The 24,332-nt window shown below is 40.0% G+C and carries 24 protein-coding genes; 12 read left to right on the top strand and 12 right to left on the bottom strand.

Features of this window, described 5'->3' with window-relative positions:
• The first annotated feature begins 21 nt into the window (after window positions 1-21).
• The 5 genes from ehuA (at window position 22) to JOC74_RS21015 (ending at window position 5,173) form a co-directional block, all read left to right on the top strand.
• Entirely contained in the window at window positions 22-843 is an 822-nt protein-coding gene (gene ehuA / locus JOC74_RS21035; protein ID WP_245213138.1) for an ectoine/hydroxyectoine ABC transporter ATP-binding protein EhuA, read from the top strand.
• A 243-nt stretch (window positions 844-1,086) separates the two neighbouring features.
• Complete coding sequence (locus tag JOC74_RS21030; RefSeq protein ID WP_053602056.1) at window positions 1,087-1,497, top strand: DoxX family protein; 411 nt, start codon at window positions 1,087-1,089, stop codon at window positions 1,495-1,497.
• A 213-nt stretch (window positions 1,498-1,710) separates the two neighbouring features.
• Window positions 1,711-2,559, top strand: a complete 849-nt coding sequence (locus JOC74_RS21025) for a MurR/RpiR family transcriptional regulator (RefSeq protein ID WP_158320280.1) — start codon at window positions 1,711-1,713, stop codon at window positions 2,557-2,559.
• 22 nt (window positions 2,560-2,581) lie between these two features.
• The gene (locus JOC74_RS21020) at window positions 2,582-3,982 is read left to right on the top strand and encodes a sodium/glutamate symporter (RefSeq protein ID WP_053602058.1); all 1,401 of its coding nucleotides are present in this window, start codon (window positions 2,582-2,584) and stop codon (window positions 3,980-3,982) included.
• Between the two features lie 30 nt (window positions 3,983-4,012).
• On the top strand, window positions 4,013-5,173 hold the full coding sequence (locus JOC74_RS21015) for an NAD(P)/FAD-dependent oxidoreductase (RefSeq protein ID WP_053602059.1): 1,161 nt from the start codon (window positions 4,013-4,015) through the stop codon (window positions 5,171-5,173).
• 105 nt (window positions 5,174-5,278) lie between these two features.
• Here JOC74_RS21015 and JOC74_RS21010 read toward each other — a convergent pair whose 3' ends face one another.
• Window positions 5,279-5,713 (bottom strand): RrF2 family transcriptional regulator, encoded by a 435-nt coding sequence (locus JOC74_RS21010; protein ID WP_053602060.1) that lies wholly within the window; start codon window positions 5,711-5,713, stop codon window positions 5,279-5,281.
• A 176-nt stretch (window positions 5,714-5,889) separates the two neighbouring features.
• Between JOC74_RS21010 and hmpA the strand changes: the two genes are divergently transcribed.
• Window positions 5,890-7,095 (top strand): NO-inducible flavohemoprotein, encoded by a 1,206-nt coding sequence (gene hmpA / locus JOC74_RS21005; RefSeq protein WP_053602061.1) that lies wholly within the window; start codon window positions 5,890-5,892, stop codon window positions 7,093-7,095.
• A gap of 46 nt (window positions 7,096-7,141) precedes the next feature.
• Here the strand turns inward: hmpA and ptsG are convergent, their stop codons facing one another.
• The 6 genes from ptsG to JOC74_RS20980 all read right to left on the bottom strand — a co-directional run bounded on the left by ptsG (window position 7,142) and on the right by JOC74_RS20980 (window position 13,016).
• The gene (gene ptsG, locus JOC74_RS21000; protein WP_053602062.1) at window positions 7,142-9,235 is read right to left on the bottom strand and encodes a glucose-specific PTS transporter subunit IIBC; all 2,094 of its coding nucleotides are present in this window, start codon (window positions 9,233-9,235) and stop codon (window positions 7,142-7,144) included.
• 209 nt (window positions 9,236-9,444) lie between these two features.
• Window positions 9,445-10,290 (bottom strand): glucose PTS transporter transcription antiterminator GlcT, encoded by an 846-nt coding sequence (glcT, locus tag JOC74_RS20995; RefSeq protein WP_512699299.1) that lies wholly within the window; start codon window positions 10,288-10,290, stop codon window positions 9,445-9,447.
• Between the two features lie 63 nt (window positions 10,291-10,353).
• Complete coding sequence (locus tag JOC74_RS20990) at window positions 10,354-11,325, bottom strand: LacI family DNA-binding transcriptional regulator (RefSeq protein WP_053602064.1); 972 nt, start codon at window positions 11,323-11,325, stop codon at window positions 10,354-10,356.
• Window positions 11,326-11,838: 513 nt separating this feature from the next.
• Window positions 11,839-12,018, bottom strand: coding sequence for a DUF6220 domain-containing protein (locus JOC74_RS24385; protein WP_225970361.1), 180 nt, complete (start codon window positions 12,016-12,018; stop codon window positions 11,839-11,841).
• Window positions 12,019-12,059: 41 nt separating this feature from the next.
• Complete coding sequence (locus tag JOC74_RS20985; protein ID WP_053602065.1) at window positions 12,060-12,560, bottom strand: DUF6022 family protein; 501 nt, start codon at window positions 12,558-12,560, stop codon at window positions 12,060-12,062.
• A 21-nt stretch (window positions 12,561-12,581) separates the two neighbouring features.
• Window positions 12,582-13,016, bottom strand: coding sequence for a DUF6526 family protein (locus JOC74_RS20980; protein WP_053602066.1), 435 nt, complete (start codon window positions 13,014-13,016; stop codon window positions 12,582-12,584).
• Between the two features lie 257 nt (window positions 13,017-13,273).
• Here JOC74_RS20980 and JOC74_RS20975 point away from each other — a divergent pair, with 257 nt between their 5' ends.
• The 3 genes from JOC74_RS20975 to JOC74_RS20965 all read left to right on the top strand — a co-directional run bounded on the left by JOC74_RS20975 (window position 13,274) and on the right by JOC74_RS20965 (window position 17,274).
• On the top strand, window positions 13,274-13,876 hold the full coding sequence (locus JOC74_RS20975; RefSeq protein WP_053602067.1) for a TetR/AcrR family transcriptional regulator: 603 nt from the start codon (window positions 13,274-13,276) through the stop codon (window positions 13,874-13,876).
• A 146-nt stretch (window positions 13,877-14,022) separates the two neighbouring features.
• Window positions 14,023-14,799 (top strand): nucleotidyltransferase domain-containing protein, encoded by a 777-nt coding sequence (locus tag JOC74_RS20970; protein WP_053602068.1) that lies wholly within the window; start codon window positions 14,023-14,025, stop codon window positions 14,797-14,799.
• Between the two features lie 897 nt (window positions 14,800-15,696).
• Entirely contained in the window at window positions 15,697-17,274 is a 1,578-nt protein-coding gene (locus JOC74_RS20965) for a Vga family ABC-F type ribosomal protection protein (protein ID WP_053602069.1), read from the top strand.
• Between the two features lie 41 nt (window positions 17,275-17,315).
• Here JOC74_RS20965 and JOC74_RS20960 read toward each other — a convergent pair whose 3' ends face one another.
• From JOC74_RS20960 to JOC74_RS20945, 4 genes are all read right to left on the bottom strand, one after another.
• Window positions 17,316-18,974, bottom strand: a complete 1,659-nt coding sequence (locus JOC74_RS20960; RefSeq protein WP_082363632.1) for a nucleoside recognition domain-containing protein — start codon at window positions 18,972-18,974, stop codon at window positions 17,316-17,318.
• Entirely contained in the window at window positions 18,968-20,077 is a 1,110-nt protein-coding gene (locus JOC74_RS20955) for an NAD(P)/FAD-dependent oxidoreductase (protein ID WP_053602070.1), read from the bottom strand. Before JOC74_RS20955 ends, JOC74_RS20960 begins: the two co-directional genes overlap by 7 nt.
• Before the next feature lie 129 nt (window positions 20,078-20,206).
• Window positions 20,207-21,007, bottom strand: a complete 801-nt coding sequence (locus tag JOC74_RS20950; protein WP_053602071.1) for a TIGR03943 family putative permease subunit — start codon at window positions 21,005-21,007, stop codon at window positions 20,207-20,209.
• 14 nt (window positions 21,008-21,021) lie between these two features.
• Window positions 21,022-22,005, bottom strand: coding sequence for a permease (locus JOC74_RS20945; protein ID WP_053602072.1), 984 nt, complete (start codon window positions 22,003-22,005; stop codon window positions 21,022-21,024).
• A 176-nt stretch (window positions 22,006-22,181) separates the two neighbouring features.
• Between JOC74_RS20945 and rpmG the strand changes: the two genes are divergently transcribed.
• Genes rpmG through rpsN form a run of 3 tightly spaced genes read left to right on the top strand, consistent with a single transcriptional unit; the run spans window position 22,182 to window position 23,860 of the window.
• Complete coding sequence (gene rpmG, locus JOC74_RS20940) at window positions 22,182-22,331, top strand: 50S ribosomal protein L33 (protein ID WP_082363634.1); 150 nt, start codon at window positions 22,182-22,184, stop codon at window positions 22,329-22,331.
• 12 nt (window positions 22,332-22,343) lie between these two features.
• Entirely contained in the window at window positions 22,344-23,543 is a 1,200-nt protein-coding gene (locus JOC74_RS20935) for a GTP-binding protein (protein ID WP_053602073.1), read from the top strand.
• Between the two features lie 47 nt (window positions 23,544-23,590).
• Complete coding sequence (rpsN, locus tag JOC74_RS20930) at window positions 23,591-23,860, top strand: 30S ribosomal protein S14 (protein WP_053602074.1); 270 nt, start codon at window positions 23,591-23,593, stop codon at window positions 23,858-23,860.
• 152 nt (window positions 23,861-24,012) lie between these two features.
• Here rpsN and JOC74_RS20925 read toward each other — a convergent pair whose 3' ends face one another.
• On the bottom strand, window positions 24,013-24,318 hold the full coding sequence (locus JOC74_RS20925) for a type 2 periplasmic-binding domain-containing protein (protein ID WP_053602075.1): 306 nt from the start codon (window positions 24,316-24,318) through the stop codon (window positions 24,013-24,015).
• Window positions 24,319-24,332: the final 14 nt, after the last annotated feature.

Genomic DNA, 24,332 nt, shown 5'->3' with positions numbered 1-24,332 from the left:
TTGAAAGGGAAGGTGATCGGATTGGCTCATGTACGACGAAGTAAAAACGATAAACCAATTGTTCAATATCGAAATATTAAAAAGTCGTTTGGCGAAGTGCAAATTTTAAACGGAGTGGACCTTGACCTATATCCCGGAGAAAAAGTCGCTGTTATAGGACCCAGCGGCTCAGGAAAAACCACGCTTGCACGCATGCTAATGACCCTTGAAGAACCTTCTGGCGGAACGATTGAAGTAGAGGGAGAAAGCTTGTGGCACAAAGAAGTGAACGGCTCAATCGCTCCTGCTGATAAAAAACATTTTCGAAAGGTACGCGGCAAAATCGGTATGGTTTTTCAGCAGTACAATCTATTTCCGCACATGACCATTTTACGGAATGTGATGGAAGCGCCTGTCCATGTATTAAAGATACCAAAAGAGGAAGCGAAAAATCGGGCGATCGAGATGTTAACAAAAGTAGGGCTCGCCAATAAACTGGATGCGTATCCGGCCCAGCTATCCGGGGGCCAGCAGCAGCGTGTGGCGATTGCCAGAGCATGTGTAATGAAGCCGAAAATCATGCTGTTTGACGAAGTAACGGCAGCACTTGACCCGGAGCTTGTCGGTGAAGTGCTGCAGGTCATCAAAAATATTGCGGACGACGGCAGCGTGTCAATGATGATCATAACTCACGAGATGGACTTTGCTTACGAGGTAGCAGATCGCGTAGTATTTATGGCAGACGGCCAAATCGTTGAACAAGCCCCGCCAAAACAATTATTCTCTAATCCAACCCATCAACGGACAAAAGACTTTTTAAGCCGTTTCCTGAATAAAAATTCGTTTACGGCAAATATTCTTTAATCGAAGCTTCCTTAGCTGGTACCTTTGCTGGCTGAGGAAGTTTTTGGTTTGGATTAAATTAGTGCTCGGAGAAATCACTAGGACAGTAGAACTATTTTCGAAATGCTTTTCTCTCTTTTCTTGAAAACAGTTTACGAATGATCTAATATTTAAACTACATAATGTAGTGTACTAGGTTCTCAAAATTTTTTTACACTTAAACACTACATAATGTAGTGTTTATAAAGAAAGGAGTCAAATCAAATGCAAAGAAATCATGAAATCGGAACATTCTTATTGAGACTTATGCTCGGTATCACATTTTTTGCACACGGCATGAGTAAATTCCAGGGAGGGATTGAAAATACAGCCGGATTCTTTGCAAGCTTAGGCATTCCGGGATTTATGGCGTATGTAGTTGCAATAATCGAGTTGATTGGCGGAATTGCTATGGTTGCAGGCATTGGAACAAGAATCGTATCCGCGCTGTTTGCAGTGATCTTGATTGTCGCTACGCTGCTAGTGAAGCTGCCAGATGGTTTCTTAGGAGGCTATGAATTGGATATCGTTTTACTGGTTGTTTCCCTGCACCTTGCTTTAAACGGAAGTGCTCTATACTCTGTAGATTCCAAGCTGCCGTTTTTGAAGAAGAAAAAACATAGTATAAATGCTTAAACTTTAGAAATTGATACACTGATCTCTGCACTTACGTAAGTGCAAAGATCAGTGTATTTTATTATTTTAAACAATCTAAAAAAATAGAATAATCAAAAAATTAATTGACATAATGGATGAGTTGGAGTAACTTTAAAAAAAGAAGGATATAAAACAAATTATTTTTAATATGAAGCAAATACTTCATTATTGTGTGGAGGAAAGTTAATGAGTGTGAAAAACTTAATCATTTCAAAGATACAATCATCGAATAAGCCTATTACAAAATCTCAAAAGCTAGTTGCGGATTTCATGATAAAAAATGTTGAGAAATCTACTTATATGACTGCTAATCAAATTGGGACAGAAGCAGGAGTAAGCGAAACTACTGTTATCCGCTTTGCTCTGTCTTTAGGTTATAAAAGTTTCTCGGATTTGCAGGAGGATTTTAGAGAAAGAATTATTACCGATCAAACAGTCAAAAGATTTCAACAAGCAAATAAGGAAATGGGAGAAAAAGATACAATCGCAAGCAGTTTTCATTTAGATAGTGAAAACCTGAATAAAACATATGAACAAATAAACCGAGAGTCATTTGGAAAAGCTGTTGATTTAATCTGTCAGGCAAACAAAACGTGTGTCATCGGATTTCGCTCATCTTCTACCGACGCCAATTACCTGGGATTCTCTTTACATGCGATGTTGGGAAATGTATCAACAATTACTTCAACAGGAATGGAATTTGAAGACTGTCTTCGAAATTCTGATGAAGAAACAGTCATTATTGCAATTAGTTTTTCAAGGTATACGGCATTTGTGGTGGAAGCCATTCAGTATTTAAAAAAAGAGAAAAACTGTAAGGTTATTACGATTACAGATGGTATCCATTCACCGCTTATTGCTTTCAGCGATGAAGTTTTTATTGTGGAAGTTCGTTCATTCACTCCAATCAACTCTCATGTTGCTTCGATTGCATTATGCAATTCTTTTATTTCTTCTATCGGTCAAAAACAAACACATAGGATTGAGAACAATTTAAATAGCTTAGAGGATTATTTAAGAAAAATAAACATTTTTTATTAAATGTTAATAAAGGAGAGAGCCCATGATTCCAAATACACCAATTGATTCAATTACGCTTAGTGCAATGCTGTTTTATCTTGCAGTTTTAGGGGCACTGCTTGCAGTTGGGGTTTTTCTTAGAATGAAGATTTCATTATTAAAGAAGTTTTTTATTCCCGCTTCACTTTTAGCTGGTTTTATTGGCTTAATCTTAGGTCCTGATGGAGCAAAACTTCTTACAAGTGAGATGGTAAGCTCATGGGGGAGTTTGGCTGGTATCTTAATTACTTTTGTATTTGCACCGATGCTGATTGGAATCAAAATGAAGGATTCAAAAGGTGCAAAGAAACATTTTGCCCCGCAGCTGTTTTATCATTACATGGGGAATATGATTCAATATTTTCTTCCTGTTTTTATTACGATCACTATATTGGTCCCTCTATTTGGTGTGAATGAATTATTTGCAACGTTAATAGAGGTTGGCTGGTCAGGGGGGCATGGCACTGCAGCAGGGATGGGTGAAGTATACAGCAGCTTTCAATGGGAAGAAGGAGGAACTCTCGGGTTAACATCTGCCACAATTGGTCTTGTCGTTTCATTTATCGGTGGAATCATAATAATTAATTACTCAGTAAAAAAGGGATATACATCAGTCTTAAAAAACCGAAATCAGATGAAACAAAAAAATGAAGAAGATATTTCAGAAGAGAAGAGAGAGCCCGGATCTTACACTACAATCAGCGGGGATGTCGTTGATGGATTTGCGTTTCACGCTGCATTACTCTTGATCGCTGTATTGCTGGGCTGGTTTATGCAGAAAATCTTAGAAACTTTTATACCTGGCCTTCCATTATTTCCAATGGCAATGATTGGGGGAGGAATATTAAACCTAGTAATATCCAAAACTAGTTACTATAAATTAATTGATGTGCGAACGTTTCAAAGGATACAAGGGATTAGCTTGGAGTTTTTGATTGTGGGGGCAGTGGCTTCCATTAAGATTCCTGTTGTTGTAGAATACGCCCTTCCGTTATTCGTTATGTCTGTGCTCATGTTGTTATCAATGCTTTGGTTTTTCTTTTACATGGGGCCGAGAATGTTTAAAGAAGATTGGTTTGAAAATTCGATTGTCATTTTTGGTACATTAACAGGAGTTGCCGCTATAGGTTTGATGCTTCTTCGCACGGTGGATCCGGAAGGGAAAACGGGTGCTATGGCTGCTTATGGCTTGAAAGCTCCTTTGTTTAGCCCATTTTTAGGGGGAGGGTTAATTACTTCTATTTTTCCAATAATGCTGATTTCATATGGCCCCTTTTGGGTTGGAGGAATCACTTTGATGATTTTCCTTGTTTTATTTTTTGTTGCCAAATCGACCGGCGTTTATAGAAAAAAGAAATCCCCGAAGAAAAATGATTATTCTGAAGGTGTTTCCAGTACGAACTAACAACTTGACGAACAAAAAGGAATGAAGCGAATGATTTATGACGTAATCGTGATTGGCGGAGGTGTGATAGGGACATCAATTGCCTATCAAGCAGCTAAAAAAGGAAAAAAGATAATTATCATTGAAAAAGGAAGTATCGCCAATACAGGCGGGGCTTCCGCAGCTTCGGCAGGAGGGCTTAGAGAAAACGACCGTGATCCTCGTGAAATGCCTCTCGCGCAAGCAAGCCTTACCATGTGGGCTGACTTGGAAAGTGAATTGGATGCCGATTTAGAGTATGTTAATTCAGGACAGCTGATGCTTTTTGACGAGTCAATCACTGACAATCAAATTATGGAGATTGCTGAGAGAAACAAGAAATTTCACATAGATTATCATCAGTTAGATAGAGAAAATCTTTTACAAAAAGTACCGGCATTATCCACAGAATTTCAAAGAGGAATTTTTTATAAGAATGGAGGCCATGCCAATCCGTTATTAGCAACTATTGCGTTCGCCGAAGCTGCCAGAAGATTAGGAGTAAAAATTCAAAGAGGAACGACTGTGAAAAAAATCATGCTGACTCCAGGAGAAAAGAGTGTCACAGGTGTATTGACGGATAAAGGAGATTTTTATGCAGAAGTAGTTGTAAATGCTGCAGGAGCATGGGCTTCTAAAATTCATGAAACGGTAGGTACACCATTGCCAATTGCCGCCAGAGCTCCTCAAATGTCAGCAACTCTTCCAGCTCCTCAATTTCTAGGCCCGGTAATCAGTATATTAGGGAGAAAACTTAGCTTAAAACAAACGATTGACGGGCGGCTCCGGGCAGGCGGCGGATATTCAAGCAACCCTGGAAATGATGAATTTTCAGCAACTTTTTCAAAAGAAAGCCTGGACAGTCAAAGACAGCAAATTCTTTCAGTTTTACCAAAAGCTTTGGATAGTCCAGTAGATTATACTTACTATGGGATAGAGGCTGAATGTGAGGACGGTGTTCCTATTTTAGGAGCATTCCCGAATATTGGAGGATATTTTTTAGCTACTGGTTTTAGCGGACATGGATTTACGCTTGCACCGGGCATCGGGGTTGCGATGTCGGAATTAATATCGGGTTCAACTTCATCTATTTCAATTAACGGGCTTGGCTTCGAACGCTTTTTAGACGCTTCCCATGCTCAGGCTTTTGAGGGAAGAATTTATCCTGGATAATTGCAATTTGGCTTTAGTAAAAGTTCATTTTTAAGCAAATCAGATTGCTTAAAAATGAACTTTTTTGTACATGTTAACTATAAAACTGATAAATTGTTTAAAATCTCAAGAACCCAACAACTTACGAAGATCATCCCTGTTATGGACTAAGTCCTCCAACGTATATTTTTTCAACACATCTATGAACGCTTGAAGAGCTTCAGCCAAAGCGTGCCGCAGCTTACATGAGGGGGTTAACGCACAGTGGCTGGTCTCCTTGTTAAAGCATTCGACAAGATGAAAATCTTCTTCGGTTTTTGAAACGACCTCGCCAATATTGATCTCTCTTGGATGTTTGGCAAGTCTCACGCCGCCATTGCGGCCGCGAATCGTTTCAATATAACCGAGTTTTCCAAGCTCATGAGTAACCTTCATTAAGTGATTTTTCGATATTTGATAAGAATCTGCAATATCCTTAATATTACTTAATTTTTCACCGTTTTGCAGGGAAAGATATATCAACACTCTTAACGAATAATCGGTATAATTTGTTAATCTCATTTTGCTGCTCCCTGAGAGTTTTATTATTCATCATAGCATCCTGTGATGAAATATGACAGAAATGTAGCTGAAATTGTGACAATTTCTTTAAGATGTATATAAAATATATCTTTTTTTCGAGGTATCCTGTATTTTTAAAGATATATATATAATGAATCTTTAAAGGGTGGCTGAATATGTTAAATCCAAAAACGATTGAAATCATAAAAAGTACGGTTCCAGTATTAGAAAAACACGGGAAAGAAATAACGACCCGTTTTTATCAAATGCTTTTTGAAGATCATCCTGAACTGCTTAATATTTTTAACCAGACAAATCAAAAAACAGGCCGCCAGCAAACAGCTTTAGCTAATGCAGTTTATGCCGCAGCAGCCTATATTGATAAGCTGGAAACGATCATACCTGTTGTTAAGCAGATCGCGCATAAGCATCGCAGCATCGGAATTAAACCGGAGCATTACCCAATTGTAGGGAAGTACTTGCTGCTTGCTATCGAAGATGTGGTAAAAGACGTGCCCAAAGAAGTGATTGAGGCTTGGGGAGAAGCATATGGAGTTATTGCGGATATTTTTATCCAAACAGAGCATGAAATGTATGTGGAAGCTGCTGAAAAAGAAGGCGGATGGAAAGATTATAAACCATTTGCCATTTCCCGCAAAGTAAAAGAAAGTGACTTGATTACCTCCATATATCTAAAGCCTAAAGACGGAAAGCCTACCGCGTCCTTTTTGTCGGGTCAATACATTAGTGTTCGCGTCAATATACCAGGAGATGAGCATACTCACATTCGCCAATACAGCTTATCGGATGCGCCCAATGGGGAATATTATCGAATTACGATTAAACGCGAATCAGAAGAAAAGGCAACATTGGGAGCTGTTTCGAATTACTTGCATGATCAGCTGAAAGAAGGAGACAGCATTGAAATCAGTGCTCCTGCCGGAGAGTTTGTTTTAGATCAAACGACAGATAAGCCTCTTGTGCTAATAAGCGGAGGAGTCGGTGTTACGCCATTAATGAGCATGATGAAGGTCTCTGCAAAAGAGCAGCCAAATCGTGATATTACATTTATCCAAGCGGCTAGAAGTGGCCGTCATATTGCATTAGATAAAGAAATTCAAGAAATTACAAACGGAATTTCCCGGAAGCATTTGATTTGCTATGAAACGCCGACAGCAGAAGATATTGAAGCGCAAAGCTTTGATAAAGAAGGCTATATAACATCTCAATGGTTAAACGATGTAATTTCTGATAAAGCTGCAGATTACTATTTGTGCGGCCCGATCCCTTTTATGAAGGCCGTTTATCAAATGTTACTAGAAATCGGGGTACAAGAGGAAGCGATTCATTATGAATTGTTTGGTCCGCATGAAAAGCTTTAACTAAAAATACGGCCGCTCTTCAAACTTAGAGCGGCCGTTTTCTGCGTTATGATTTAATTTCAATTATATTTTCCTGTTGTATTTTCACTTCTCCGCTTTCAAGAAGTGTTACAGATTCGCCTTCATTTAAGTTTGTGAAAATGATTGGCGTCATAAGTGATGGAACCTTTGCTCCCACAGCTTCAAGATCTACTTCGAGGAGCTTCTGCCCTGTTTCGATACTGTCGCCTTCAGAAACAAACGCTGTGAATCCTTCGCCTTTTAAGCTGACGGTATCAATTCCGAAGTGAATAAGGATTTCTCTTCCCCCGTCTGAACGAAGTCCGATCGCATGCTTTGTCGGGAAGACATTCAGCACTTCCCCTTTTATAGGAGAGACAACAACGCCTTCGCTAGGCAAAATGGCAAATCCGTCGCCCATCATTTTTCCTGAGAACACTTGATCAGGAACGTCAGTAATCGGGTGGATTTCTCCGGTGATTGGAGCCGTAAATATGTCTTCTTCTTGCTCATTTTGCAAAGGACCTGTGACAACTTCTTCTACCTGCTGTTCCACTTCTTTTTCTTCATCAACTTTTACAGGTCTTGGCGTGCGTCCTGCAATGATGTCTTGCATTTGAGTTTTGATTCCGTCAGAGCGAGTTCCGAAAATGGCTTGAATGTTGTTTCCAACCTCTAGTACTCCAGAAGCGCCAAGCTTTTTCAAGCGATCTTTATCGACTTTTTTCTGATCATTAACGGTAACACGAAGTCTCGTAATACAAGCGTCAAGGTGCTTGATGTTTTCCTGTGAGCCCATCGCTTCAAGAATTTCATAAGGGAGATCTCCGGTAGCTGCTCCACCTTCTGTTCCTTCAGTTTCCTGTACATCTTCACGACCCGGTGTTTTCAAGTTGAATTTGCGGATCGCAAAGCGGAAGCCGAAGTAATAGATGACAGCAATCGCTAAACCAACTGGTATGACAAGCCACCACGCCGTACGGTTTGGCAGGATTCCGAATAGGAAGTAGTCAATCAGGCCTCCGGAAAACGTCATCCCGATTTTAACATTTAAAATATCCATCATCATAAAGGATACACCTGCGAATAAACAGTGAATTGCAAATAGAATTGGTGCAACGAATAAGAAAGAGAACTCAAGCGGTTCTGTAATTCCTGTTAAGAAAGATGTTAGAGCTGCAGAACCCATAATTCCGGCAACCAGCTTTTTGTTTTCCTTTTTCGCTTCATGATAAATCGCAAGAGCAGCGGCAGGAAGCCCAAACATCATGAATGGATATTTTCCGGTCATAAAAGTTCCGGCTGTCAATTCGACACCGTCTTTTACTTGCGCCATGAATATTCTTTGGTCACCGCGAACGATTTCGCCAGCCTGGTTTGTATAGCTAAAGAACTCATACCAGAACGGTGAATAGAAAATGTGATGCAATCCGAATGGAATCAAGGAACGCTCGATGACTCCAAAAACAAACGCCGTAAGAGTTGGGTTTGCTTCAAGCAAGCCTGTTGAGAACGAGTTTAGAGCGTGTTGAATTGGCGGCCAAATCACAAGCATAATCAAACCGAGAATTAAAGCAGATATTGACGTTACAATTGGCACAAAACGCTTTCCGGCAAAGAACCCAAGATATTGCGGCAATTCGATTTTAAAGAATTTGTTGTACATGGCTGCTGCCAGGACCCCGACGATAATCCCGCCGAATACGCCCGTAGCTAAAGTAGGAATCCCGAGCATCGTTGTAAATTCAGGATGATTTTCTTTGAAAAATTCAGCACGTGCCACTGTATCACTTGGAATGGACCCATTTGCTAAGAGAACGGCGCTCATGGAAGCATTCATCACAAGATAGCCGATAATTGCGGCTATTCCTGCAACACCGTCTCCGTTGGCAAGACCAATGGCAACACCGACGGCAAATAATAATGGCAGATTCGCAAAAACAATATCTCCCGCATTTTCCATTACACTGGCTATAAGCTGTATGATATCGTTATTCAGATATGGGGCAACATCCAGCATTTGCGGATTTTGCAATGCGTTACCGACAGCAAGCAGAATACCTGCCGCAGGCAAAATGGCAACAGGCAGCATTAGTGCCCGCCCGATTTTTTGGAGTACTCCAAAAAGAGCTTTAAACATGTAATTGACCTCCTCTAGTCGATAGTGTAACCTTGCAGAAAAATAACATGTCATAGAGTCTAAGTTTCTTTTTTAAACCGTTTACATTTTATCAAGACAAAAAGGCATGGTGATAAAAAGGGCACACAAAAAGCGCAGAAGCTTTTCCATGTTCCTATACTAATCACTCATGCCTGATCGAATCAGTAACACGTGTTATAAGAAACGTATTATGAAATTTTATTTGTTAAACGGTATAAATGCAATGTTAAGTAAACGGCTTCAGCCTCATGGACATGTTTTTTCAAAGATTGCTGCAAGATTTTTATTAATTTCCAAGCAGTATTGTAGCATAAAGGATATTCATTTTTCAATAGCAACATTAATTTTTCTGGTTCTTCAATCGGTTCTTCGCGTTTGATCCGGTCGATCGTAAACCGAATGTGGCGGATCATCCTTAAATAATTGACGCTTTCACGGTTGACTTTCATTTGAAACGAGTCCTCAATCACTTGGACCATTTTTCCTATAAGCTGCGAGTGCTGGTTGACCTCGCTTAAGGGTCGATCGGTAAGAGCGCTGTGAATATGCAAAGCAATAAAGCCGATTTCGCCTTCAGGAAGCTCAATACCTGCTCGCTCATTGATCATCTCAACGGCTTCTTTTGCCAGTACATATTCTTTCGGATACAAGGATTCCGTTTCTAATAAAAACGGGTTTTTCATATCGAATCCCTCTTGAAAACGCTTAATAGCAAACGCAATATGATCGGTTAAAGCTATGTGTATATGCTCATTTAAAGAATGGCCGCTTTTATTGGCAATCTGATAGATAACGTCGTTTGCGAGATCAATTGTTTTTTCATCGACATACGTAAGCAGCTTCTTAAATTGCTTTTGTTCATTATTATTTTTTAACACGAATAATTTTTCGTAAGTGCCGTAATCGATCGGATCCAGGCGTTTTTTCCCAAAGCCGATCCCTTTGCCGATCAGGACAACCTCACCGTGTTCTTCATGGTTCCCAATTAAAACATTATTGTTAAGTACCTTTTCAACGGTAAAGGGTATACTCATGAGCCTCAGCTCCTTTGTCATTCAATCTACCATAATTCGAATAAAAAGGATAGATCATTTTTACTAAACCGTTAATCTTTCAATTAGGCGGTAAGGAAGGACGAAATGTTCAGGTGAGTCTCCTTTTAGCTGTTTTTTCATGAGGGTAAAGGAACGTTTACCCATTTCTTTCGTCTGAATTTCAATCGTTGAGATACCAAGGATTCGGCTGATTTCTTGATTATCGCAGCTTAATATTGCCAAGTCATCAGGAATGGTTACTGAGTGCTTCTGTGCTTCAAGAAGCATTCCTGCTGATACTTGGTCATTTGCTACGAACATGGCTGTCGGTTTTTCTTTCAACATAACCCATTTGTGAAACAATGTTTCTCCATCTGACATTGTAAGTAGGTTGTCCATCACCCATTCCTCTTTATAGGGCTCGCCAATATCCTTTAAGGCATCTTGATAAGCCTTGATGCGGTAGTGACTGTTTATCCCTTTTTTCCTGGCAAGAGCAATCCCAATTTTTCTGTGGCCCTTGCTTATTAAATAATCTAAGCCGTGACGAAATGCGGTATGATGCGGAATGCTGATGGAAGAAAAATTCGGATCTTGAGAGGACTGGCACAAAACGATTGGTCCTGTTTCCTTCCATTCCATAAGCTCGTGATCAGGCATCGCTTTTGAGCAAATGATCAATCCGTCGATCTGGCGTTGTTTTAATTGTTCTAAGCTGTACCTTTCTTTTTCTAAAAGGTAATTGGTTTGATAAAGGGCAAGATGTATGCCGGACGTTTCAGCTTCTTCTGCGATCCCTTCGAGCAGTCCAGCGAAATAAGGGATATTAATCGTCGGAAGTACGACTCCGATCATATTCGAATAGCCTTTCGACAAATGTACGGCATGAATATTTCTTGTATACTCCAGCTGTTCCATTGCATTGAGCACTTTTTTTCTCTTTTCTTCCTTTACATATGGATGATCATTAAGGACTCTTGAAACCGTGCTGATCGAAACACCGGCAAGCTCTGCGATTTTGCGAATATTAGCCATGAAATTTTCCCTCTTTCAATTTTTCCTTGCTCTGAAACGCGTTTCATCAATTACGATGGTTTCGTACCGGTACACATCACGTTTTTTATGAAAGGAGAAGGAACAATTGGGTTTTTTTGTTCTGATTCTATTATGTGCTGTTGAGTTGTTTGCTTGTATTTTAGCTCTAAATCAGTCAAAAGGAAAATATGAAATTAAACCATTTCGCACATTTGATGATTTTTTTATAACGAAGGATGATAAATAGCAGGTAGTGGGGGTAAAAAACGAGCTTGCTGGAGTTAAACTTACAAATAATTAATAGGATAGTTAGTATTAGTCCATGCCTAACTATCCTAAATTCGCGGCAAGGTCTTAAATATTGGTTGAATGAAAAAGTTGAAAAATCTTCATGCAGCTCCAAAATAAGAAGAGAGCGATAACTGGATGAAGTGCACCTATAATTTCGATCCGAGGTGAGATCGCAGCTGTAAAGAATAACACGATAACTATTCCGAACAACCCAACACATCTCTAAAGTATTCTTCTGGGTAATTGAGCAGAAAAGCACAATGCTGCCATTACTAGCGGCAGAATAAAGAAATATCTAGCAAAGCTTTCATGATAACTCCAATTTATCGGATTCATGAAAAATGCGAGACCCGCAAAGAAAACCTGGAGGGTAATACAAATCAAAAAAATCCAAGTAAACATAATGAAACTAATTCGGGAAAACTTCACGATTTTCTGTTTGTTCATGGCTTTTGATTCTCAGAATTCGCAACTTGATGTTGCAAATTTTCTGAAAGGATGAGCTCTTTAATTCTTTCGGTATTGGTTTCTTTTAAAGTTAATAATTGGGGAGGTCTAGGAATACGTAAACGGGTATGATCATGAAAAATTCGTGTTACTATGGTTCCTAATGCGTTGCCATTCATTTGCGAGATGACACTCCAGAATCGTCTTTCGCGATCTTCTAACGCTCCCCATCTCTCGACAGATTGAGGAAAGCTTCCCGGCAGAAATGGATTGGAGTCTAATCCTGCTTCTGTAAGCTGCTTAGCTATTGGATGAAATAATTTTGAAAAATACAATCCGTAAGCTGTATCACCGCCTTTTTCAAAATGGGATTGAAGTTCGTTTTCGTTTTGATCCCAAACCTGCTGCCATGAAGAGTCAATTAATTCCTGAATATGACACTTTAGTGCTTCAATTGTCCTTCCGTTTTCTGAAAATTGCTCAATTAGAGTTTTCATCATTATTCCTCCGTATCGTTGTTAAACTCGATAATGATCAGCTTTCCAATTTTTAATGAACTGTTTAATAACATCAGGTGCCAAGTTTTCCTTCACAGTCTCCTCGCATAGTTTAGGAAACTCCTCATCACCTGCAAAACGCAAGGCGATAATTTGCTCCATTGTTAAGCGATTATCGAGCATTTTTCCAGTCAGTACGAATGATCGTAAATTTTCTTCAGCTCGAATGATCCTATCTTGAAGTTTGCAAACAAAAGATCTTAGGAAAAAAACGGTTATTGTCACGATTAAAGCGAGTGCAGTGATCAAAATATCAGTTCCGATGGCTCCTCCGTTCAAGACTGAGAGGATCGTAAATACAATTCCGGCTAGTAAACTACTAAAGCAAAGGGGGACAAGGAAATAGTGGAACGAAGGTACTATTCTCGTGTGATTTTCATAATCTTGAGGTTTCAAAATCGATCCTCCTTTAAAAAATGAGTAAGTTTGACAAATGAGTGTGTATTCACTCACAGCAATACAAAGTTCAATCTCCTTTCCTAAAGTAGTAGCTACCGATAGTAAATAGAACTCTTTTCTATTGAGTGAGCGCACACTCAAAAGCCCACAAAAAATTTTCTCTTCAATCGTTGACTTGACAATGAGTGAGCGCACACTCATAATGAGATTATAAATTATGAATTTTTTCTTGTCAAGGATTGAGAGGGATTATATTGGAACTGCGTGAAAGAATTATTAAGGCAGCTGAACAGGTCATTCAAGAAAAAGGGCTTGCTTATACTACGACAAAAGAGATTGCCAGGACGGCTGGATGCTCTGAAGGCTCATTATATAATAATTTTGAAAGTAAAGAGGATGTATTTCTACATGTGTTAAGAGGCCAATTGCGAAATTTTATGGGGATATTAAAATCGCTTCGTGATCGAATTGGAAATGGAACAGTCAGGAGTCATTTAGATGAAGTAGCAAACGCAGCAGTTGAAGATTATTACTATTCAACCCCTCTAATGGCAGCAGTCTTTTCTGAACCTGGTCTATTAAGCCGGCATAGGGAAGGCTTCACTGAACGAAATGAAGGACCTCATAGAGCAAATGAAGCTGTGGAAGCTTATCTGCGAGGAGAACAACAATTGGGAAGATTAAGTGAACACGTGGATCCAAGAGCGGCAGCTGATATGTTGTTAGGCAGCTGCTTTCAATATTCGTTCCAAAGAAGGTTCTTAGGTGAAGAATTGTCAAGTGAAGCGAAAACAAGATTTACGAAACAGCTTTTAGATACTTTATTTCAAGTATTAACGTCCGACAGAGACAACTGATAGAACGATGTATTGGATGTTTAGATAGATGAATATGAGATTTATTTTTACAATTACATGAGTTGTAGAGGAAAGTATTTGCACAGCTTGTACAATGGGTGCATTTTTAAATTATATCAACGATTAGTGAATAGAGGGGTCACACTTTGAAGAAAAAAATATCAGCAGAATTACAAGCAATAGAAAAAAAACACCAAGTACAAATCCTTTATGCGTGTGAATCGGGCAGCCGGGCATGGGGGTTCCCTTCGAAGGATAGCGATTATGATGTACGTTTTATTTATATTCATAAGCCTGATTGGTATCTCTCCATTGAGGATAAACGTGACGTCATCGAACTGCCGATTGATGAACTGCTTGATATCAATGGTTGGGACTTGCGGAAAGCATTGAACTTGTTTCGAAAATCTAATCCGCCGTTAATGGAATGGCTGAAATCGGATATTGTCTACAAGCAAAATGATTGGTTTTTGAAAAGCATGCAGGAGCTCACGAACGATTATTTCTCCCCTCTTTCTTGCGCACACCATTATTTAAATATGGCAAGAAACAATAATCGCGGCTATCTTCAGGGAGACAAGGTCCGTATTAAGAAATATTTTTATGTGCTGCGGCCGTTGCTTGCCTGCCTCTGGATTCAGCAAAACCAGTCGATGCCGCCGATGCGGTTTCAAGAACTGGCTCATGCGATGCTTCCTTCAGGTGAACTAAACGAACAGGTTGAAAAATTATTGGAACGGAAAACACGAGGAGAAGAGCTGGGAACAGAGCCTAGAGTAGAAATCATTCACGAATTCATTGAGCAGACACTTCCTAAAGTCGAAGCCTTTCTAAAGGATTGGCCAAAGAATGAAAGGCTTCCGGCCGCGCCGTTAGATCGGTTGTTTAGGGAAGCATTGAGTTTGAATAGAGAAGCGAATTGAAACAATAGGGAGGTAGTAAAACTCTGTATTTACAAGCCTTCCGGGTTTCAGGAACTCATCACCTTAATTAGAAAGGACATGCAGATGAATCGTTATATAAAAATAGGAATAGTTTTACTAGTAAGTATTTTCATAATGTCAATGCTATTCTGTTATATTGTAGATGGGAGCCTTAATGGTGATGATTTTTTCAGAAGTATTATCTATTCTCTAGTTTTTAGTGTGGTTTTTAGTACAGGGTTAAAATTACGCCGCAATAAAAATTAACGCTGGACATAAAAATACGAATGAAATACTCCCAAAATCATAAATAAATCTTCTTTATACCTTTGATTTCCCAGTTTCATCTCTGCATCTTTCAAGACTTTCATTTTATATTCAACTATCACAATTCCATCTGTACCTTTTGAAAATTGAGCCCAGCTAAAAGGTTGTTTAGAAATAGTACCGCGCGAATATCAGAAAAATCGCCCAAGATCACACATGAATTTCAATCTTCACCAACAACCAATGAGTATATTTCTGACAAACTCAACTTGACACTTCTGCATCCCCCATCATAAACTAATAGTAAGAAAAAATGAAAGGGTGAGCTAAGTACATGAAGTTTTAATCCTATTTCCAAGAAAAACATTCGTTATCGCTCTCGAATCGTTTTCCCAGAATAGGATTAGTCTGTACTTTTTACATCCTTTAATCGGTATGTCTTTTCCTATTCAGAAAACCAGAGGCTGGTAACGGCTTTTTCTGAATAGGATTAGCCATGTACTATTGCAGCGAATTCACATGCACCTTTATTTGCTGCAGCTTACATAGCCTCCTATTCGGAACGGATGGGGGGCTTTTTAGCGCATAAAAAGCCTCCGACCAGATCAATAAACTGGAGGAGGAGACCGTTTGACGATATTAGAAGCAAATTATATTGAAAAATACGTGAGAGACCGAATGCTGTTTAAGGCGGAGCAGCTGAAAATTGAAGAAAGCGACCGGATCGGACTGGTAGGCAAAAACGGCAGCGGAAAAACGACTTTGTTAACGATTTTGTCAGGAAACGGAGAAGCAGATGAAGGCACAATCATGACACATTCAACCCGTTATCTTTTGCCGCAGTTAAAGGAAGCGAAATCGAAAAAAAGCGGTGGCGAAGTGACGAAGGAATATATTGATAAAGCATTAATGCAAAAAGCTGACATTCTATTTGCAGATGAACCGACGACTCATCTTGATACTAACTGGATGGAAGAGCTTGAAAACCGGCTGAAAAAATACCGGGGAGCCATAGTTCTCGTTTCCCACGATCGATATTTTTTAGATCAGCTCTGCACGAAAATCTGGGAAATTGATGAAGGAAGCATTAACGAATACAAAGGAAACTATTCAAGCTACATTAAACAGAAAGAGCTGTTGAGGAAGCAGCACCAAGAAAAATACGAAGCCTACATGGAAAAGAAAGAGCAGCTGGAGAAAGCGATACAGCTAAAGGAACGAAAAGCAGCAAAAGTGACAAATCCTTCCCCAAAAAAACTGAGTACATCAGAAACTCGGGAAGCAAAGCCTTATTTTGCTAAGCTGCAGAAAAAAATGCATCAGAACATCAAGGCTCTGGAAAAGCGTGTAGAAAAGCTTGATGAGGTAGAAAAGCCGAAAAAACAAACGGCGATCAAAATGGATATTCCGAATCAAGAGAAGATGAAAGGGAAAACGATCCTGCGTGCCACTGATTTATCGATGCAATTTGGGAAACGGATTCTTTGGAAACCGGCTTCTTTCGAAATAAAAGCTGGTGAAAAAGCAGCGATCATCGGCAAAAATGGGGCGGGAAAAACAACCCTGCTTAAGCAACTGATGCATGAACGAAAAGAGGTTTCGCTTTCTCCTTCTGTCAAGCTTGGTTATTTCAGCCAGAACCTTGATATCCTAGAGCAAGAGCAGTCCATCTTAGAAAACGTAATGAAATCTTCATTTCAAGAGGAAAGCATGGTTCGGACTGTATTGGCAAGACTTCATTTTTTACGTGAAGATGTATTTAAGCCGGTTCGTGTGCTCAGCGGCGGCGAGAGAGTGAAGGTGGCTTTTGCTAAAGTATTTTTAAGCGATATGAACGTTCTTGTGATGGACGAACCGACTAATTTTCTCGATATTGAAGCCTTGGAAGCATTAGAGAGCTTGCTTACAGACTATGAGGGAACGATTTTATTTGTATCCCACGACAGAAGATTTATTGAAAACATTGCCACCCGAATAATCGAAATTTCCAATCAGTCTATTACTGCTTTTGACGGCGGTTACAGAGATTTTTTAGAAAGAAACCGGGAGTCAACGAGGGATTTCGTAAAAGATGAATTGCTTCAAGTGGAAACCAAGCTTTCCGAAGTGATCAGCAGACTTAGCGAAAGTCCGACGGAAGAATTAGATCTTGAGTTTAAAGCACTGGTTGCGGAGCGGAAAAGGCTGCAAGATTTGAAAAAAGAGTAGAAGAAAAAACGCAGCATAGGAGCCGTATGCTGCGTTCTTCGTCATTCAAATAACTTAAACACTAGCAGAAAACACATTGCAAAGCAAACAGACGTAATCACTTGCCGATAAATAAACTGAATTGCGTTTTTTAGTCCGAATTCCTTCGCTATGGTCATCATCGTAACGAGACAAGCTGTCAAAGTTGAAGATAGAAATACCAAGAGAAACAGCTGTGAACAGGAAAGCTGGCTTAAAAAGTCACCTTGTCCCTGATTAAAGAGCAGGATCCCATCTTTTCGGATCATGGAAAATGCCAAGCCTGAAGCTGCTTCTGCGGGCAGCTGAAGAAGAGCAAGCAACGGATGGAATATAATGGAAAATACTTGGATCACATGAAAGGTTTGCAGGAAAGAAGCGACGAAGCAGATGAAGATAAAAATAGGCATAGCTTGTAAACTAAATTGCTTTACGTCATTTTTTAGCCTGAAAAACGTTCCCAACCAGGTAGGCTTTTGTAAAAAAGTCCGTCTAGGTATTGGACGTGACCCTGTATCAAAAGCTTTATTGTGAAACCAAATTCGTTTATGAATGATCCCGGCAAATGTTAACGTCAAAATATAAGGAAAAAACATCCAAGTCGAGTGTGCAGAGTTAAATATAGACAGGGTCGCGCCAATCTGATAGCTGCAGGCCGAGCCGAATGAGATCATTGAGACACATTGCTTCCGAGTACAAGCACTGCAGTTTCTGCTTTGATAAACGGCGACCACATTACAGCCAAACCCGCTTAATACCGGGACAAGATCGTGGCTGTCAATGCCAATTCTTCTCGTTATTGGCGCAAGCGAATCAATGATTCGATCTTTTATGCCAGTCTCATCTGCAATCGCTGTACTTACACCCATTAAAAATACGACTGGGAACGCCCAAATAAACGAATAGATCCCGAGCGTCAACAGCCCATAATCACCAATCATAATGGTTTGGATCAAAGCCGGCGAATTCTCAAATAGTTTCAATACTTCAGAAAGTAAATACTGATCAAATAAGGGCTGCAGTACAGAAGAAAGTTGATAAGCGATCCACACCGGAAAAAGAAACATGCTGATCAATGTACAGATGGAAAGCATTGGACCAGTTAAAGGACGGTCAAACAGCAGCTGACGGGGCTCTACATTTGCCAGCTTTAGTTCAGCCAAATGGTTTAATTGTTTTTCTGTCCATACTTTTTGGCTTGTTACGAATTCCATCAAAAGCTTTCTCTGATCCTCTCTCAACAACCTTGTATCTAAGAGAAATAAAGGCAGCTTTTCTTTTAACAGCAGCTCCTTTAGCTGCTGTTTATCGTTTTCTCTCATTTTATCTGCATAGGTGACGACGACAATAAACGGCTTATTTGTCACCTTAATTAATGGCAATAATGCCTTTATCTCGTCTTGGAAATGTGTTCCTCTGGCTACAAGAATGATTTTATCTGATTGTCGGATTTCTTTTAAGGCGATTTCATTTGAATCTTTTTCAGACATCCTTATACCAGGTGTATCAACGATTAACATATGATCAAGACGATTTATCCGGATCGAATAGCTGGATCCTTTCACATTTGTCTCATCACCAGACTTGTTCATGCTCATACGTGAAAAAAGCGTCGTTTTCCCAGCGGATTCTAAGCCGATTAAAGCAACACGTTCATCGCTTATCGCCGAAGTTTCTAACATTCACACTCCACCCCGCAGCAAGAAAGATCATCTAAAAACATTTGATTACGGCGATAAGTGTCAAAAACCTTTTCGTCACAGTCGAGACCTAACCGTGTAATCACTTCCTTTGCTACAACAGCAAAGCGCTGGCGGAACTTATAAATAAAACAAAAAATAACTGCCTGTTGGCGTACGCTCGGTCCAATTAAAAAAAGATTAGATACAATTGTAGATTCGTCATTTTCTGTAAGATGCGGAAGCCCGTCTTCTCTCCATTCGAAAAAAGATTCTATTTGTTTTGCCCCGGAAAGAAAGCCGGTTGCTAATATTGGTTTTGTTTTAGAGAAATAAGTGGCTCCATCCGCTAAAAGAAGCTGATATCCTGACTGTTCTTTTGTGATTCCTGTAACTTCACTTCCGCCAATAAGCCGAAGCTTCTTTGTAGCCATTGCGGTTTTTAGCCTTTCATACGTATATGGAGACAAGGAAAGACTTGGATCTGCCTCATTCGGCTTCCATGCTTCTGTACGTGAAAAAATGGTGGCTGAGTTTCCGGAGCTGATCAGATGCGAGGCCGCGTCAATTCCGCTTTCATAGCCGCCAATAATGGTATATTCATTCTTTTCAAAAGCTTCCCATGATTGAACCTGACTGCTGTGAATTGCATATCCAGCTCCTTCAAAGGGCCGAGCATTTGGAAAGTTGAATTCGCCTGCTGCCCATATAAGCTGGTCTGCTTCTATCATTCCGTCAGAAGTGTATAAAATAAATGATTTCTTTCTTTCTACATGTTCAACATTCACATTTTCATAAACCGGCAAATCAAAATGCTCTGCAAGCAGGGAGAGGTATTCTCCATACTCCTGCCCGGTCAAATGCTCCTTCTTAAACGTATATGCGGGTGAGGTTTCCGGTGTAATAGCGTTCAAATCCAAAGCCCCGAAGCCGTGTCCTGTGAAGGAGGGGGTGAGCAGCTTCATTTCATTTGGCCAATTAAAAAAAGTCGATCCAACCTGATCTCTTTCTAAAATCACAAAGTCATTTATCTTTAATTTTTTTAGCAAGATACCAAGCCCAATACCAGCGGGACCGGCGCCTACGATTACAATTTTCTTTTTCATTACGGGCATTCCTTTCTTTCAAAACGTAATTATTACGATTTAAACTGTATACTATATGAACATCAAGTTGCAAGTATGAATTTTCGTTAGACAAAAAAACCCTGCATACAAAGGAATTATTATTTACAATTATTCATTTTGTTCATACGTATCATAAACATAAGGTTGACTCGGGGTATCAATTTTTTCAACCGTCGGATCAACGATCACTGGAAGCTCACTGTCATTATAATGTAATACGTCGATTGTGCCTTTTACTCTGATCCATGTGTCATTTGAAAGTGATGAAAGAGAATCTCCATTTACCGCCATCCCAAATACGACGGCGTCTGCTGTGCAGCAGCTGACTCCAAAACGAGCGACAACAATCTGATCCTTTGTAAAATCAGGCTCCCGGTATACAAATCCTTCCAATTGAACTTTTTTCCCGACGAAATGCTGAAGGTTTCTCTCAATCTGATCTAATACAGGCAAGAAATTTTCATTCGTCAAGAGAATTATTTTTTTGGCTTCAAGACTTGTAAGATTAGGATCTGATGGAGGATTTCCATTGGAGGTGCTAGAGAATATCCCTTCCCCGTATTTATGTCCGCGTTTGATGGCAGCATCATTTGTTAATATATGATCGGAAAACAGGAAGCCGGTAACCAGTGGGAAAATAAACAAACTATAGACAAAGATTGAGCCGAAAATTGTTTTTGGAACGCTGTGATCGCCTGCGCAACCGCATTGGTGGGCATTCATTTCAGAACTGCTGCTAAGTATGAGAATAAAACCAAGCAATAAAAAGATAAATAATGCAATATAAACATAGATATGCATTTTAGGAGAAATAAAATTTGCGAGCTTTTCGGATACAATCAGATTGATCAACAAAAGGGCAAAACCAACAAGGATAATCCCGCGCAAACTTTCATGAAATTGCGTCACCCAAACCCCTCCAATCACTGCAAAATAATAATGGTTCCATAAACAATGACGGTTACGACAACAAGAAACGCAAGGACAAACCGGGTCTTAAAATAAGCGAACATCATAACTGTATTTTTTAAATCAAGAATAGGACCATACACTAAAAAAGCAATAATCGAACCATACGTAAATGTCGTTCCAAAGGTGGCAGCGACAAAAGCATCGGCTTCCGAGCAGAGCGAAAGGAAGTAAGCAAATGCCATCATGACAGCTGGTGCAAGAAATGAATGCCCTCCAACTGACTCTAATACGCTTCGATCAAGAAGAGTTGAAAATAAACTGGCTATAAGCGAACCGATAATTAAATAACGTCCCATATCAAAAAATTCTTCGCCCGCATGCCGGAGTACGCCTGTGAAACTTACTGAATGAGTATGAGAATGATCGTGACTGTGATGGTGGCTGCTCGGCTTTAATTGATCACTTGATCGGAATATCAAATAGATAACAGCGCCAATCACAATTGCACAAACAAACGCGACTCCCATTCGTCCATATAAAATGATGTGATTAGATTGAAAAGCAAAATAGGTTGAAGCTGCAACAATTGGATTGAGAATAGGTGCCGTTGACAAAATAACGACTCCCAAATGCAAGGGCATCCCTTTTTGAATTAACCGTCTGACGACAGGTATAATGGCACATTCGCAAACAGGAATGAGAGCTCCAACAAGAGCAGCAGGAACAAGCGCCGCAATCGGATGTTTCGGTAGGAGTTTTCGTAAGAATTTTTCAGAAATAAACAGCTGAATGAGAGAAGAAGCAAATGCGCCAAGCAAAATAAAAGGAATGGCCTCCAGCAGAATACTTAAAAAGATCGTATTTATATTTAGAAGTACAGGAGGAATTGTTCCTGGTGTAAAAAACCTGTCCCCAGTAAAAAGAAGGATAATGATAAGAACCACTAAGCTAACTCCAGTTAATTCAAGAAAAAATGCGCGAAAGTATTTTTTCATTCTTTTCCTCCCGCAAAACAGAATCATTCTTGTTTAATGACTATGGTTGTCCAGTGCAAAGTATGCATTTGAAAAAAGGAATATTATTAAATGGGGGAGGCACTTGACTTCGCAGAGCAAACTCGATATCATTTAAATCGTAATGATTACGAATTAAGAAAGGGCGAAGATGATTCATGAGAGTAAATATTACATTAGCTTGTACAGAAACCGGAGACCGTAACTATATAACGACGAAAAATAAACGAACAAACCCTGATCGTTTGGAGTTGAAAAAATATTCTCCACGTTTAAAACGATACACACTGCACCGGGAAACAAAATAAGGAGTGGGGACGATGAACAAGAGGATTCCTGTAACCGTGTTAAGCGGATATCTCGGTGCGGGTAAAACGACGTTGTTAAACCATGTTCTGCAAAACCGTGACGGGCTTAGAGTAGCTGTTATCGTTAACGATATGAGTGAGATCAATATTGATGCAGAGCTCATCAAGCAGGGCGGAGAGCTGTCGCGGACGGAGGAAAAGCTCGTTGAAATGTCAAATGGCTGCATCTGCTGTACGCTTCGCGAGGATTTGCTGATTGAGGTTGAAAAGCTCGCCAAAGACGGAAGGTTCGATTACATCGTGATTGAATCAACCGGCATCAGCGAGCCGATTCCCGTTGCTCAAACCTTTTCTTATATCGATGAAGAAATGGGAATTGACCTTACTCAATTTTGCCGGTTGGACACGATGGTTACAATGGTCGATGCCAATCGTTTTTGGGCTGATTATAAATCCGGCGATAGCCTGCTTGATCGCAAGGAGGCGGTTGGTGATAACGATCTTCGTGAAATTTCTGATCTTCTCATTGACCAAATTGAGTTCTGTGACATCCTGATTTTAAACAAGTGTGATCTCGTTTCAGAAGATAAGCTGAACCAGCTGGAAAAGGTATTGCGAACGCTGCAGCCGGAAGCGGAAATCATCCGAACATCACACGGTGTTGTTGATCCGGAGAGAATATTAAATACTCGCTTGTTTGATTTTGACAAAGCAAGCAGCTCAGCAGGCTGGCTGAAAGAACTGAATATGGGTCCTGAGCAGCATACTCCTGAAACAGAGGAGTACGGAATTTCCTCCTTTGTTTATCAAAGCCGGTTGCCGTTTCACACAGAACGCTTTTACAATTGGATTCAGACGATGCCTGATAATGTGGTCAGAGCAAAAGGAATTGCCTGGTGCGCAAGCAGAAACGACCTTTGCTTATTGATGTCACAAGCAGGAACTTCTGTTACGGTTGAACCGATTGCTTATTGGGTTGCCTCTTTGCCGAAGCTGGAGAGAGAGCAGATTATCCAGGAAGAACCGGAAATCTTAGAGGATTGGGACGCTGAATTTGGAGATCGCCATACGAAACTTGTATTTATCGGCGTAGACCTGCCGAAAGAAGAGATTATAGAAGACCTTGATAAATGCTTATTGACCGATATGGAAATGGCTCAAGACTGGTCAGCCATGACAGATCCATTCAAGTGGCAGCTGCAAAGGTCATAGCTTACAGCTTAAATCGTAATAATTCTGTTTTATAAGGAGGGATAACTTTGGCGAAAAAATCAAAAATAGTAAAAGAAAAAAAGAGACAGGCAATGGTTGCGAAATATGCAGAGCTTAGAAAAGAATTAATTGAAAAAGGCGATTACGAAGCTCTCCGCAAATTGCCGAGAGACTCTTCACCAACGAGGCTTAAGAACCGTTGTGAAATAACAGGCAGACCAAGAGGATATCTCCGCAAATTCAAAATGTCGAGGATCGCTTTCCGGGAGCTTGCCTACAAAGGCCAAATCCCCGGCGTGAAAAAATCAAGCTGGTAATTGAAGCGCACAAAGCTGTCTATATGAGAAAGCAAGATGATGGTGCAGACATACAACACCATCATCTTGCTTATTTGAGAATTGGCGATAGAACATAAAATATTAATTATCTAAGGGCTAGAGAATAACTATTTCTGATAAACCTCATTTCTTTATTGCTGACCTTCATCCAGTAATTTTTGGACTTCCTTCGCTGCTGACTGGACGGCCTGTTCAGGTGGTACAGTTGTGTCAACAAGAGCTTTTCTCATTTCATCCTCGATTTTTATTTTTATTTCTCCGTAGCCTTTCATTCCCGGTCGGGGGAAGGCATATTCCAGCTGGTCAAACGCCACGCGATACTCCGGTTGGTCATTCCACAGCTTCTTAATGCGATCTGTTTCAGCGGCTTCTTTTGTGACGGGAATATATCCGGTTAATTCACTGAATAAGGCAGCATTTGTCCACCGGCTCCGCACTCAACCAATTCCAA

It is taken from the genome of Bacillus capparidis, from assembly GCF_017832095.1.
Taxonomy (GTDB): Bacteria; Bacillota; Bacilli; order Bacillales; family Bacillaceae; genus Bacillus; species Bacillus gobiensis.
Note: the sequence above shows the minus strand (reverse complement) of the source record. Positions and strands in the feature narration are given on the sequence as shown.